The sequence below is a fragment of the Arthrobacter sp. Dra40 genome (genome assembly GCF_059091905.1).
The window spans coordinates 1-9,385 of record NZ_JBNHHB010000201.1 but is presented as its reverse complement, the minus strand read 5'-3'; the positions used below and the strand labels follow the sequence as shown (position 1 = coordinate 9,385).

11 protein-coding genes are annotated in these 9,385 nt (G+C 64.4%); 9 read left to right on the top strand and 2 right to left on the bottom strand.

What is annotated here, in order from left to right; all coding sequences use genetic code 11:
- The first annotated feature begins 1 nt into the window (after position 1).
- From AC5RWT_RS31040 to AC5RWT_RS31000, 9 genes are all read left to right on the top strand, one after another.
- Entirely contained in the window at positions 2–76 is a 75-nt protein-coding gene (locus AC5RWT_RS31040; protein ID WP_494083569.1) for a hypothetical protein, read from the top strand.
- A 169-nt stretch (positions 77–245) separates the two neighbouring features.
- Positions 246–1,103 carry an ABC transporter permease gene (locus tag AC5RWT_RS31035; protein ID WP_494083568.1) on the top strand — a complete coding sequence of 286 codons (858 nt, stop codon included), beginning with the start codon at positions 246–248 and terminating at the stop codon, positions 1,101–1,103.
- Positions 1,100–1,933: an ABC transporter permease gene (locus tag AC5RWT_RS31030; protein WP_493968376.1), complete on the top strand. Its 834-nt coding sequence runs from the start codon at positions 1,100–1,102 to the stop codon at positions 1,931–1,933. Before AC5RWT_RS31035 ends, AC5RWT_RS31030 begins: the two co-directional genes overlap by 4 nt.
- A 95-nt stretch (positions 1,934–2,028) precedes the next feature.
- Complete coding sequence (locus tag AC5RWT_RS31025) at positions 2,029–2,388, top strand: VOC family protein (protein WP_494083567.1); 360 nt, start codon at positions 2,029–2,031, stop codon at positions 2,386–2,388.
- 62 nt (positions 2,389–2,450) lie between these two features.
- On the top strand, positions 2,451–2,978 hold the full coding sequence (locus AC5RWT_RS31020; protein ID WP_494083564.1) for a hypothetical protein: 528 nt from the start codon (positions 2,451–2,453) through the stop codon (positions 2,976–2,978).
- Positions 2,979–3,061: 83 nt separating this feature from the next.
- Entirely contained in the window at positions 3,062–3,886 is an 825-nt protein-coding gene (locus AC5RWT_RS31015; RefSeq protein WP_494083566.1) for an exodeoxyribonuclease III, read from the top strand.
- 11 nt (positions 3,887–3,897) lie between these two features.
- Positions 3,898–4,980, top strand: coding sequence for a tryptophan--tRNA ligase (gene trpS, locus AC5RWT_RS31010; protein ID WP_494083563.1), 1,083 nt, complete (start codon positions 3,898–3,900; stop codon positions 4,978–4,980).
- Positions 4,981–4,982: 2 nt separating this feature from the next.
- Positions 4,983–5,582: a 2'-5' RNA ligase family protein gene (locus AC5RWT_RS31005; RefSeq protein WP_494083562.1), complete on the top strand. Its 600-nt coding sequence runs from the start codon at positions 4,983–4,985 to the stop codon at positions 5,580–5,582.
- A complete protein-coding gene (locus tag AC5RWT_RS31000; RefSeq protein ID WP_494083565.1) occupies positions 5,557–6,675 on the top strand; it encodes a YihY/virulence factor BrkB family protein in 1,119 nt (372 codons plus the stop codon). The genes AC5RWT_RS31005 and AC5RWT_RS31000 overlap by 26 nt, the downstream gene beginning before the upstream one ends.
- Positions 6,676–6,809: 134 nt before the next feature.
- Here the strand turns inward: AC5RWT_RS31000 and AC5RWT_RS30995 are convergent, their stop codons facing one another.
- Positions 6,810–7,598, bottom strand: coding sequence for a succinate dehydrogenase iron-sulfur subunit (locus AC5RWT_RS30995; protein WP_493968372.1), 789 nt, complete (start codon positions 7,596–7,598; stop codon positions 6,810–6,812).
- Positions 7,598–9,385 carry a succinate dehydrogenase flavoprotein subunit gene (gene sdhA / locus AC5RWT_RS30990; protein ID WP_494083561.1) on the bottom strand — a complete coding sequence of 596 codons (1,788 nt, stop codon included), beginning with the start codon at positions 9,383–9,385 and terminating at the stop codon, positions 7,598–7,600. Before sdhA ends, AC5RWT_RS30995 begins: the two co-directional genes overlap by 1 nt.

Sequence of the window (9,385 nt, the reverse complement as noted above, 5' to 3'; positions counted from 1 at the left end):
GATCACCTCGCTGGTGCGGCGCTCCAGCTTGGAGGATGTTTTCCTCCGGCTGACCGGCAGGAGCCTCATTGACTGAGCAACAGCCCTCGCAGGTCCCCGGCGGACAAGAGGCGGAAGCTGCCGCGCAGGCCGCGGACGCACGTGCGGCAGCGGACACGGGGACAGCCAGGCCCGCCGCCGCTGCTTCCGCAGCGTCGGGGAACGGCCGTGTCCCGGCACAGCTGACCCTGCGCGAAGTCGACGCCCTGACCCGTTCCGTGACGGGCCTGCGCTCGCCGCTGACCCCGCTGCAGTCGGCCGAACGGGCCCGGAACTTCGGGTCGTTCTACTTCATGGAGCACTGGCTGCGGCAGTTGCGCGGCTACGGCTGGACGGTGCTGATGACCGCCGTCGGCACTCCGCTGGTCTATCTCTTCGCGATGGGTGTGGGGCTGGCTACCCTCGTGGACGCCAACACCAACGCCTCGCTGGACGCCGGCAACGGCCAGACAGTGCCGTACCTGGTGTTCGTGGCTCCGGCGCTGCTGGCCACCGCCGCGATCATGGTGGCCAGCGAAGAGAACACATACTCGGTGATGTCCGGCTTCAGATGGCGCAAGACCTACTACGGACCAAACGCCTCGCCGCTGCAGAGCCACCAGTTGGTCAACGGGCATTCAATGGGCGTGCTGGCTCGCCTTTTGCTGACCACCGGCTTGTACTTCCTCTGCCTGGTCCTTTTTGGTGCGGTGACCGAGCCGACCAGCTGGTTGATGATCTTCACCGCGGCGCTGGCCGGCATGTCGTTCGGTTTGCCGCTGATGGCCTACTCCGCCAGCATCGAAGAAGACCGCGGCCAGTTCGCCTTGGTGCAACGGTTTATCGTGATGCCGCTGTTCCTCTTCTCCGGCACCTTCTTCCCGCTGGACGCCATGCCGCTGGTGGTCCGTTGGATCGGTTGGGTTTCTCCGCTGTGGCATTCGACGGAACTGGGCAGGGTGCTCAGCTACGGCTATGCGGAACCGGTCTGGCTGACCGTGCTGCATGTCGCCTACCTCGCCGTCCTCTGCGTAGCTGGCTGGGTTTTCGCGCGCCGGATCTACATCAGGAGGCTGGGCAAATGAGCCAGCATGCTGCCACCCACCCGCTGCAGTTGGAACCGGCGCGCCGCCCGTTGGGCTCGCTCTACGCCGGCAACGTCCGGGCGGTCTTTGCCCGCGGCGTGAAAGCCACCTGGGGAACCAACTGGGCCATCATGGTCAGCGGCTTCGTCGAGCCGGTCCTCTACCTCGTGGCCATGGGCATTGGACTGGGCTCGCTGATTGGCTCCGTCACCGGACCCGGCGGGACTGAAGTGGGCTATGCGAACTACATCGCTCCGGCCCTGCTGGCCGTGTCGGCGATGAACGGCGCGGTGTACGACTCCACCTGGAACGTCTTCTTCAAGCTGAATTTCGCCAAGCTCTATGAAGGGATGTTGTACACGTCCCTGGGGCCGCTGGACGTGGCGCTCGGCGAGATCCTGCTGGCGCTCATGCGCGGTGCGCTCTATGCCACCGGGTTCACCGCGGTGATGGGGGCGATGGGTCTGATCACTTCGCCCTGGGCCCTGTTGATGATCCCCGCAGCAGTGGTTGTCGCCTTTGGGTTTGCCTCGTTCGGCATGGCGATTACCAGCTACATGAAAACGTTCCAGCAGATGGACTGGATCAACTTCATCATGCTGCCGATGTTCCTGTTCTCGGCGACTTTCTACCCCCTGAGCGTTTACCCGGAGCCCATCCAATGGCTGATCCAGGCATTTCCGCTCTGGCACGGCGTGGAACTGCTGCGCCAGCTCAGCGTCGGCGCGTTCACCCCGGCCACCTGGATCCATATCCTCTATTTCCTGGTCATGATCGTGCTGGGACTGATCCTGACCACCGGCCGGCTGCGCAAGCTTTTCCTGAACTGAGCCAGTCCCCATGGCAGACAGGCTGGCCATCAAGCCCGGCCTCGGTGATGATGGACAAACCGTCCGACGGCACAACCACGCTGAGGAGCTGGCAGATGATCGGCAAGTGGCAGGCAGTGGTTATCGACTGCCCCGACACCGATGCCTTGGCATCGTTCTACGAGGAGCTGCTGGGCATGATCAGGGTCCAGCACGACGACGACGGCTCGATCAGCATTGGGGACGCCCCTGACCGCCCTGCCATCGCCTTCCAACAGGTCAAGGACTACGAACCGCCGCTGTGGCCCGGCCAGGAACATCCCCAGCAGATGCATCTGGACGTTCGGGTCAAGGACCTGGATATCGCCGAAGAGCTGGCGCTCCGGCTGGGTGCGACCAGCATGGATTCGGGTGGCAAGAGCTTCCGCGTATACCTGGATCCTGCCGGACACCCCTTCTGCCTGGTGCAGTTCTGAATTCGCTGACGCTGAGGGCGAAGGAGGCGCGCGGGAGCGCACGGATTTGAGAGAATAGGGCCATGCGATCCCTTGGTCCCGATTCCCCTTCTGTCTCCGCCGCCCGCCAGTTGCCGCTCAAGGCCGGCAATATCAGTCTGGCCGTGCTGGTCCTGGTCTTCCTGGTGGCGGTTGTCTTCGCCGCCAACGAGAACGACGTCATCGGCTGGATTGTCGTTGCCGTATCGCTGGCGTGGCTGATCCTGGCCGCGTTCGTGGTGTTCAGCGTCCGCGGCGCCACCCGCAAGGCCAAGGAGAAGCTGGCCAGCGTGCAGGCCGACTACGCCGGCCGGGTCTCTCCCGCCCCCGGCGGAGGAACCGCCGTCGTCGATGAACACATTTCCCGTGCGAACGCCGTGCGGGACGAAAAGCTCGACCACAGCTTCAAAATCATCCAGGTGCAGGCAAAAGTGATCCGCGACTACCGCGGCAAAGATGAAGACATGGTGGAGCGGGCGCTGGAAACGGTAGAGATTACCGCGCACAATGCCCGCGGCATGATCCGCAAGAACGACGGCGGCGGAACCGTCAGCGGCACGGTTGTTAGCTGAACTGAAGGGTTGGGTAAGGTAGTCGGGTGACTTTGGCAACCGTTTCTACCGCACCGACCATCTCCCGCGACGCATCAGGCGGACTGATCCAGGCAGGCAAGACGCTGCGGATCGCCAGCGTCAATGTCAACGGCATCCGGGCCGCGTACAAGCGCGGGATGGCCGACTGGCTGGCAGTGCGCGACGTGGACATCCTCTGCCTGCAGGAAGTGCGGGCCCCTGACGCCGTGGTGCGGGAGCTCTTGGGCAGCGATTGGCACATTCTGCATGCTGAAGCGGAGGCCAAAGGCCGCGCCGGAGTTGCCATTGCTTCCCGAGTTGCACCCACCGCCACTCGCAGCCACATTGGCGACGAGTACTTCCTCTCCGCCGGACGCTGGGTGGAAGCGGACTTTGCAGTGGACGGTGCGGACGGGGAAAAGACCCTGACGGTGGTGAGCGCCTACGTCCATTCGGGCGAAGTAGACACGCCCAAGCAGGTGGATAAGTACCGCTTCCTGGACGCCATGTGCCGCCGGCTGCCGCAGCTGAAAGCCGAAAGGGACTACGCGCTGGTCGTCGGCGACCTGAACGTAGGCCATACCGAGCTGGACATCAAGAACTGGAAGGGCAACGTCAAACGCGCCGGCTTCCTGCCCGAGGAGCGGGCCTACTTCGACCGCTTCTTCGGCGAAGAGATCGGCTGGCGCGATGTCCACCGGTCGCTCGCGGGCGAGGTCAGCGGGCCCTACACCTGGTGGTCCTGGCGCGGCCAGGCTTTCGACAACGATTCCGGGTGGCGCATTGACTACCAGGTGGCCACGCCGTCGCTCGCGGATCTCGCGGCAGCCGCTACCGTGGACCGTGCCGCCACGTATGACGCCCGTTTCTCCGACCACGCACCGCTGGTCGTCGACTACCAGTTCTAGAAGGCATCCAGATGAGCACAGATACCACCGAACCCACCGACGCCGCCGTCCAGGACACCGGGCAGGCCGGGCAGCCGCAGGCCCACCGGCCCAGGCTTCTCTCCGGCATGCAGCCGTCGGCTGATTCGCTGCACCTGGGAAATTACCTGGGCGCCCTGGTTAACTGGGTCAAGCTGCAGGACGAGTACGAAGCGTTCTACTTCATCCCCGACCTGCACGCGATCACCGTGGACTACGACCCGAAGGATCTGGCCCGGCGCACCCGGGTCACCTGCGCGCAGTACATCGCAGGCGGGATCGACGTCGACCGCACGGCATTGTTCGTCCAGTCGCATGTGCCCGAGCACGCCGAGTTGGCCTGGGTCCTCAACTGCGTCACCGGCTTCGGGGAGGCATCCCGGATGACCCAGTTCAAGGACAAGACGCAAAAGAACGGTACCGACGCGGCGACCGTGGGGCTCTTTGCCTATCCCGTGCTGATGGCAGCGGACATCCTGCTTTACCGCCCCTACGGCGTGCCGGTGGGCGAAGACCAGCGCCAGCACCTGGAGCTGGCACGGAATCTGGCCCAGCGGTTCAACCACCGGTTCGGCGAAACCTTCGTGGTGCCGGAAGCGGTGATCCCCAAAGAGGGCGCGAAGATTTACGACCTGCAGCATCCGACCGCGAAGATGTCCAAGTCCGCCGAGTCGTCGGCCGGCCTCATCAACATCCTCGATAACCCCAAACAGGCCGCTAAGAAGATCAAGTCGGCCGTCACGGACGACGGTACCGAGATCCGCTTCGACCGCGAGGCCAAGCCGGGCATTTCCAACCTGCTCACCATCTACTCCACGCTCACGGGCAAGAGCATCCAGCAGTTGGAGCAGGAGTACCAGGGCAAGATGTACGGTCATCTGAAAGTCGACCTGGCCGAGGCCGTCGTCGAGACGCTGGCTCCGGTACAGGCGCGGGCACAGGAGCTGCTGGACGACCCGGCGGAACTGGACCGGCTGCTGGCCCGCGGGGCCCACAAGGCACGTTCCATCGCATCGGCTACACTCGCAGATGTGTACAGCAAAGTCGGTTTCCTGCCTGCCGGAGGCGAACGCTAGTCATGCGCCAGCAGCACCAGGACAGCCTCGCCCGTGTGGAGCACGACGGCGATGCTGCCCCGGGAGCCCGGCCGGTGGTCGGGTGTGTGGGCGTAATCATTGGGATCCCCGAGCCCATGGCCAGCGAGCTGGAAGGCTGGCGAGCATCCTTCGGCGATCCGCTGGCGGCAGTGATACCGCCGCACATTACGCTGGTTACCACCACGCCGGTGCACGACTGGGACGACGCGACCGATCACGTGCGGGCCGTGGCACGCTCGCAGTCCCCGTTCACGCTGTCGATGCGCGGCACAGGCAGCTTCCGGCCGGTCTCGCCCGTGGTCTACCTGGGCATTGACGAGGGCTTTGACGAGTGCGTGGCGCTGCACCGCAAACTCCAGTCCGGTCCGTTGGCACGTGAACTCCAGTTCGACTTCCACCCGCATGTGACAGTGGCCCACGACGTGAGTGATGCCAGCATGGACGCGGCCGAAGCCAAGCTGGCCGACTATGACGCTGTATTCCGGGTTAGTAGCATGGGGCTCTACGAGCACGATGAAACTGGCGTGTGGAGACTACGGGAAGAGTTGACGTTTGGTGCCGGATCCGTTGGAGAAGGCTGAGGCAGCGCCGGATCCGCTGCAACGGCAGCAAATGGTCCGTGCAGCCCTAAGGCTGCGGCGGGACGCGGGACGGGCCAAACGCGAGGAAGGCACGCTGAAAGGCCTGGTGGCCAGCACCCAGTACAGGGTGGCCAAGCTGAATTCCTGGCGCGTCATGCGGGTCGTGAATCTCTATGGACTGAGGCACGGGCCGTTGTTGGCGGCAGGCTGTGCCTACAAATTGTTCTTCTCCGTGGCTGCCATGCTGGTGGCCGGGTTTTCCATCCTCGGCCTGGTGGTCTCGGGAAACCGCGAGTTGCAGATGGCCATCATCCGGGTGGTGAACGAAACCACGCCCGGACTGATCGACACCGGGCAAGGGCGGGGCTTGGCCTCACCGAAGCAGCTCTTCTCGCAGAGCGGAGCATTCGGCGTCAGCTTGGTCATTTCCACGGCGGTGATGATCTGGACCTCGCTGGGTTGGATCGCCGGGCTGCGCACGGGCATGCGGGGCATCTTCGATCTGCCGCCGCTGAAGACCAATATTGTCCTGGTCAAAGTCAAGGACGCCGGGACGCTGCTGATCCTGGCGGTGGCGCTCGTCGTGACGTCCGCCCTCGGCGCGGTTGCCACGTCCGCACTGGATTGGATCGTTGACTGGCTTCACTTCGAAGGCGGTGCGGTGGTGCCACTGACACGCATTGCCGGCGTCGTGGTCATGCTGCTGCTGGATACCGCAGTTGCCGTCATCCTTTTCCGCGTCGCCTCAGGCATCCGGATGCCGCGCCTCGTCATGCTCCAGTCCGCCGTGATCGCCGGCGTCGGCAGCACAGTGCTCAGGTACTTCTCCTCGTCCCTCCTGGGCCACGTGGGAAACAACCCCCTGCTCGCCCCTTTCGCCGTCATCCTCGGCTTGTTCGTGTGGTTCTACCTGCTCAGCCAGGTGTACATGTTCGCCAGCGCCTGGGGAGCAATCGGCACGGCGGATGCTGTGGCCAGGCATGCGCTGGCGGACGGCAGGAACAGCCGGTCGTTGCGCCAGCGGGCCTGGGGCATCCGCCGGGGGAGGAGCGGGAAGCGGACCCGGCGGGACCGGGACGCCGCATCAGTCTGACGACGGCGGCAGTGCGGCTCATTCAGCCTGGGTGCACTGTGTGAGTGGGCACGGGGGCTTAAACGCCGGTGGCGCCGACTCCCGGAGGAATCGGCGCCACCTGGCTTCAGTCCCTGGGGGACTGGCCTCTACAGCTAGATGGAGCGGCTCAAAACGGCCTGCTTGACCTCGGCGATGGCCTTGGTCACCTGGATGCCACGGGGGCATGCTTCGGTGCAGTTGAAGGTGGTGCGGCAGCGCCACACGCCTTCCTTGTCGTTGAGGATCTCCAAGCGCATATCGCCGGCATCATCGCGCGAGTCGAAGATGAAGCGGTGTGCATTCACAATTGCGGCCGGGCCGAAGTACTGGCCGTCGGTCCAGAACACCGGGCACGAAGAGGTGCAGGCAGCGCACAGGATGCACTTGGTGGTGTCGTCGAACCGCTCGCGGTCCTCCTGCGACTGCAGCCGCTCCCGGGTCGGCTCGTGGCCGCTGTTGATCAGGAAGGGCATGATCTCGCGGTAGGACTGGAAGAACGGCTCCATGTCCACGATCAGGTCCTTCTCCACCGGAAGGCCCTTGATCGGTTCCACCGTAATCGGCTTGGCGGTATCGAGGTCCTTCAGCAGCGTCTTGCAGGCCAGCCGGTTGCGGCCGTTGATGCGCATCGCGTCGGATCCGCAGACGCCGTGCGCGCAGGACCGGCGGAAGGAGACTGAACCGTCATGCTCCCACTTGACCTTATGCAGTGCGTCCAGCACGCGGTCCGTGCCGTACATGGTCAGCTTGAACTCGTCCCAGCGCGCTTCCTCGGAGAACTCCGGGTCGTACCGGCGAACCTTCAGCGTGATATCGAAGCTGGGGATTTCACCGCCGCCACCAACACCGGGAGCCAGTTCGACCTTTGACGGTGCTTCGGGAATTTCGGTCGGGGTGCTCATCAGTACTTCCTCACCATCGGTTCATAGCGCGTGAATACCACGGGTTTGGTATCCATACGGATGCCGGCCACGTGCTCGGTCTCGGCAGTCTCATCCCTGTAGCACATGGAGTGCTTCATGAAGTTCTCGTCGTCCCGATCCGGGAAGTCCTCGCGGAAGTGGCCGCCGCGGGATTCCTTGCGGTGCAGCGCCGCTACGGTCATGACCTGGGCCATGTCCAGCAGGAAGTTTAGCTCCACGGCCTCGAGCAGGTCCAGATTAAAGCGTTTGCCCTTGTCCTGGACGCTGATGTTCTTGTACCGCTCACGCAGCGAGGCGATCACGTTCAGGGCCTCGGTCAGCGACTTCTCGTCGCGGAACACCTGGACGTTGGCGTCCATGATGTCCTGCAGTTCCTTGCGGATCTGGGCTACGCGTTCGGTGCCGGTGCCGCTTCGGACCGTCTCGATCAGGCCGACCGTGTAGGCCTCCGGGTTCTCCGGCAGTTCAACGTAATCGGCGGTCTGGGCGTACTCGGCGGCGTAGATGCCGGAGCGCTTGCCGAAAACATTGATGTCCAGCAGGGAGTTGGTTCCCAACCGGTTGGAGCCGTGGACGGAGACGCAGGCGACCTCGCCGGCGGCGTACAGGCCCGGAACCACTGTGTCGTTGTCCTGCAGGACCTCGCCCTTGATGTTGGTCGGAATGCCGCCCATGGCGTAGTGGGCAGTGGGGAAGACCGGCACTGGCTCGGTGTACGGCTCGACGCCGAGGTAGGTGCGGGCGAACTCGGTGATGTCCGGGAGCTTGGCGTCAATGTGCGCCGGCTCCAAGTGGGTCAGGTCCAGCAGCACATAGTCCTTGTTGGGGCCGCAGCCGCGGCCTTCACGGACCTCAAGGGCCATGGACCGGGCCACGATGTCGCGGGGTGCCAGGTCCTTGATCGTCGGGGCGTAGCGCTCCATGAAGCGTTCGCCCTCGGAGTTGCGCAGGATCGCACCTTCACCGCGGGCGGCCTCGGAGAGCAGGATGCCCAGACCAGCCAGCCCGGTGGGGTGGAACTGGACGAACTCCATGTCTTCCAGCGGCAGACCACGGCGGAAGGCGATGGCCATGCCGTCACCGGTCAGGGTGTGGGCGTTGGAGGTGGTCTTGAAAACCTTGCCCACGCCGCCCGAGGCGAAAATGACGGACTTGGCCTGGAAAACATGGATCTCGCCGGACGCCAGGTCATAGCTGACGACGCCGGCGACGCGCTTCTGCAGGTACGGGGTGCCGTCTTCGCGGAGGGCTTCTTCCTCCACCATCAGCAGGTCCAGCACGTAGTACTCGTTGTAGAACTCAACGTTGTGCTTGACGCAGTTTTGGTACAGGGTCTGCAGAATCATGTGACCGGTGCGGTCGGCGGCGTAGCAGGCGCGGCGGACCGGGGACTTGCCGTGGTCGCGGGTGTGCCCGCCGAAGCGGCGCTGGTCGATCTTGCCCTCGGGCGTGCGGTTGAAGGGCAGGCCCATCTTTTCCAGATCGAGCACGGCGTCGATGGCTTCCTTCGCCATCACTTCGGCAGCGTCCTGGTCAACCAAGTAGTCACCGCCCTTGATTGTGTCAAAGGTGTGCCACTCCCAGTTGTCCTCTTCGACGTTCGCCAGCGCGGCACACATGCCGCCCTGCGCCGCTCCGGTGTGGGAACGCGTGGGGTACAGCTTGGTCAGTACGGCGGTGCGCGCGCGCTGGCCGGACTCGATCGCGGCGCGCATACCGGCGCCACCTGCACCGACAATGACGACGTCGTACTTATGGACCTGCAT